The following is a 3,813-nucleotide window of genomic DNA, read 5'->3' as shown; positions in this document are numbered from 1 at the left end:
CGTCTCGTTAACTGAACTAGTTTAGTTCTTTCTGCAGGTCAGGTGACGCTTCGGGGATCTGGGCGTTACACGGTCCGTGAGTGAATCAGAGACGCCTGTACGTGATCTGTCGGCCTTGGCCGTCCCTCAGGTCGGCAAGCTGGTCAAGACCGGGGACGTCTGGGAGCCGTATCGGCTGGTGGATGCCTCCGGGGCGGTGGTCGAGCCGGTGGCTGAGTACTTCCGTGACCTGCTGGGCTGCGGCCGGTCCGAGTCCACGCTGTATGCGTACGGCAACGGGCTGCTGCGGTGGTGGCGGTTCCTGGCGGCGGTTGAGGTCGGCTGGGATCGGGCGACGCGCGTCGAAGCCCGCGACTTCGTGCGCTGGCTGCAACACGCCGACAAACCGCAGGTCGGTCGTATGCGCAAGCAGTCGGGCGAGGCAGTGAACGCGGTGACGGGCAAGCCGAAGCCGGGACGGAAGTACCAGGCATCGACGCGAGCGCACACCGAGACGGTGCTGCGGAAGTTCTACGACTTCCACCAGGAATCGTGCACGGGTCCCGTGATCAACCCGTTCCCGCTGGTCCGTGACCGGCGCACGCGAAGGGCGAACGCGCATCACAATCCGATGGCCCCGTTCCGCAACGAGCGTCAGGGCCGCTACCGGCCCAAGATCCCAAAGCGGATCCCGCGGATGATCCCGGACAGCGAATTCAACGACATCTTCGCCGCACTCGGCTCGAACCGGGACCGGGCTCTGGTGGCGTTCTGGGTCTCCACCGGGGCCCGTGCCTCCGAGCTGCTCGGCGCTCGGTTCTGTGATGCCGACCCAGGCCAGCAGCTGATCAGCGTGGTCCGCAAGGGAACGCGAGCGGTGCAGCCTCTGCCCGCGTCACCGGATGCATTCGTCTGGCTGCGGCTCTACCAGGCCCAACTGCGCGGCCAGTTGCCCAAGGGGAGGTCACAGCCGCTGTGGTGGACTCTGCGCCGACCCCTGCGGCCGCTGACCTACCACGCAGCCCATCGCATGTTCGAGCGAGTGAACGCGAACCTGGGATCGAACTGGACCCTGCACGACCTGCGGCATACCGCGGCCTATCGGATGTCGAGAGATCCGAAGATCCCCCTGGTCGACGTCCAATGGGTCATGGGGCATGCGAGCTTGACAACCACTCAGCTCTACATGACGCCCACCGGTGACGAGGTCATCGAGAACGTACTCGCCCACCACGCCCGGCAGGAAACCAACGCGGCTGCCCGCCAGGCGCCGCCGCCAGCCCCCGGCTACTCGGCCGCGAGCCTGAACGTGCTGTTCGGCCGGGTGGCGCCATGAACATCGCCGGAGTTCCCGGGCGGGTCGCCCGCCGCACCGACCTACGGCTTCCCGAACAGCAACAGGAGCCGGACATCGGCTCGCAGAGCCAGGCCGCGCTGCGGGCCCAATTCCCTGCCCGCCACAGCCCGACTCTCTGGTCTGCATCCGAGCGGCCCGCCGGCGAACTGATTGAGGAACTGGTCGCTGGGGTGTGTCCGGGCACGGCGCCGAGCATCCGACGCGGCGTCACCGCGGTGCTCGGCTGGCTCGGCACCCAGCCGGGGCTGTCCTGGCAGGAGAAATGGCTGGCCAGCGGGGCCGAGAACCGCCCGCACGACGCGTGGAAGACCCTGGCCGAGCCGTGGCTGCAGTCCCGCGGCTGGGACAAGGCATACGGCTTCAAGGATCTGGGCACCGGGCTGCGCCGACTCATCTGCGCAGACGTCGTCCGCCCCAGCATGCACTGGATGCTCAGCCACCCATTCCACCGGTTGGTGGCCGGGATGGAGGAGTTCCGGGACCAGCATGGCTTTGCCGCGCTACGCACCCAGCTCGCCGAGATGACCCCCGTCCCGCGGCGGTTCGCCTCCGATGTCGCGCTCAAACGCATCGCGACGATCCTGGCCGCAAAGGGTGGCACCATCGCGGACGTCACCATCGGTGACTGCGTCGAGCTTCTGGACACCCAGGATGTCGCCCATTCCCGCCGGGGCCAGGGCAAGTTCCTCTTCTATCAGCTCCTGCTGGGCTACGGCTCCTTCCCGCCGAACGCCCCGCTGACGGCGCGGGCGTTTCGCATGGCTCAGGGCCAGCTGACCTGCGAGCAGTTGATCGACCGCTACGGCGTGGAGTGCCGACCAGTCCGGCAGGCGCTGGTGGAGTACCTGAAGGAGCGCCAGGCAGCCCTGGACTACACGACCCTCAAACACCTTTCCTACGCCATCGGCTTGTTGTTCTGGCGGAATCTGGAAGAACACCACCCGGGGATCGCCTCCCTGGATCTACCACCGGAAGTCGCATCGGCCTGGAAGCAGCGCATCCGGGTCAAGACCCGCAGGGCCCGAGGCAACGACGGTGCCGTCACCGAGGTCCAAGAGCCCCGGCATAACGTCAACCACTGCCTGACCCTGGTACGCGCCTTCTACCTGGATATCGCCCAGTGGGCAGCCGAGGAGCCGGCCCGCTGGGGCCCGCACGTCGCTCCCTGCCCAATCCGGGCGCACGAGATCAGCCAGCGCAAGCAGATCGAGCAGTCGCGGGCACGTATGCACCAGCGGACCCGACATCAGCTGCCCCTATTGCCGACCGTGATCGCCATCGCCGAGCGCCGCCGAACCGCCGCAAAACAACTGCTGGCTGCCGCCGAACAGGTCGAGCCCGGCACGACCTTCTCCTTGGACGACACCACCTACCTGCGGCCGACCACCGTCCGCCAGGACGCCAGCACCATCCGCGTGACCAACACCCACACCGGTGAAGTCCTCAACCTCACCCACGCTGAGCACGCCACCTTCTGGACCTGGGCCGCGATCGAGGTCCTACGGCACACCGGCATCCGCATCGAAGAACTTCAGGAACTCAACCACCACAGCTTCGTGCAATACCGGCTGCCCGCGACCGGCGAACTCGTCCCGCTACTGCAAATCGCACCGTCCAAGATCGACACTGAACGGCTCCTGCTCATCAGCCCGGAACTGGCTGACGTGCTGAGCGCCATCGTCAGCCGGGTCCGTGCGCCGGACGGCGCCATCCCACTGGTCAGCGCTTACGACACCCACGAGCGCGTCTGGAACCCACCTCTGCCGCTGCTGTTCCAATACAAGTACGGCACCGAAGACCGACCCGTGCACGGACACATCATTCGGCGATTCCTCGTCGAGATTCTTCACGGCGAAGGACTCAGCCGCCCTGACGGCGCACCACTGCGGCTCACACCACACGATTTCCGCAGGATGTTCGTCACCGACGTCATCATGAACGGCCTGCCTCCGCACATCGCACAGGTCATCTGCGGGCACCGAGACATCAACACCACCATGGGCTACAAGGCGATCTACCCGCAGGAAGCGATCGAGCAGCACAAGGCATTCATCGCCCGCCGACGAGCCATTCGCCCCAGCGAGGAATACCGCACCCCCACTGAAGAGGAATGGGAGGAGTTCCTGGGTCACTTCGAACTCCGAAAAGTCTCCCTCGGCACCTGCGGACGGGCCTACGGCACCGCATGCATCCACGAACACGCCTGCGTCCGCTGTTCGATGCTCCGACCCGACCCCGCCCAGCGCCCCCGCCTGGTTGAGATCCGCGACAACCTCATCGCCCGCATCGAGGAAGCCGAACGTGAAGGCTGGCGCGGCGAAGTCGCTGGCCTCCAGGTCAGCCTCGACAGCGCCGAGGCCAAACTCGCTCAACTCGATGACCGCACCACCGTCCATCTCGGCATGCCCGACCTCAGCCGCATCGTCGCACGCACCAGCACGGTCGAAAAACCTCAAGGCCACGCGAACTGAAGGGAA

At 66.4% G+C, this 3,813-nt stretch carries 2 protein-coding genes; both read left to right on the top strand.

Going from position 1 to position 3,813, the window contains the following annotated elements:
* The first annotated feature begins 76 nt into the window (after positions 1-76).
* Positions 77-1,315 carry a tyrosine-type recombinase/integrase gene (locus tag ACH4FX_RS43125; protein WP_398487383.1) on the top strand — a complete coding sequence of 413 codons (1,239 nt, stop codon included), beginning with the start codon at positions 77-79 and terminating at the stop codon, positions 1,313-1,315.
* Positions 1,312-3,807, top strand: coding sequence for a tyrosine-type recombinase/integrase (locus tag ACH4FX_RS43120; RefSeq protein WP_398487382.1), 2,496 nt, complete (start codon positions 1,312-1,314; stop codon positions 3,805-3,807). The genes ACH4FX_RS43125 and ACH4FX_RS43120 overlap by 4 nt, the downstream gene beginning before the upstream one ends.
* The last annotated feature ends 6 nt before the right edge of the window (positions 3,808-3,813 follow it).

Source organism: Streptomyces sp. NPDC018019 (genome assembly GCF_044327805.1).
Taxonomy (GTDB): Bacteria; Actinomycetota; Actinomycetes; order Streptomycetales; family Streptomycetaceae; genus Streptomyces.
The sequence above is the reverse complement of the archived record's forward strand: the minus strand, read 5'-3'. Positions and strand labels throughout refer to the sequence as shown.